We start from the raw sequence: 248 nt of genomic DNA, 5'->3' as shown, positions 1-248 counted from the left end.
CGACAAAGCATCCTCTAAAGAGTATGGATAAGGTAGGTACAATGTATTTTTATAAATATTATAATTATTACAAAGTTTAGTAACAGCTACTGCATCAGATTTTTGAAACAGTCTTAGGACTAGCCTTTTAGTGGTAATTGTTTTATTTTGATTATCATATATCATAAGAAATCCTCCCTACATCATATGAGATAATGGCCAGACTTAAAAATCAAGTATCCGTTAGTGCAATAAATTTAAAATAATCA

Source organism: Neobacillus drentensis, assembly GCF_036965245.1.
GTDB classification, from domain to species: domain Bacteria; phylum Bacillota; class Bacilli; order Bacillales; family Cytobacillaceae; genus Neobacillus; species Neobacillus drentensis_G.
This window is presented reverse-complemented; position numbering follows the sequence as displayed.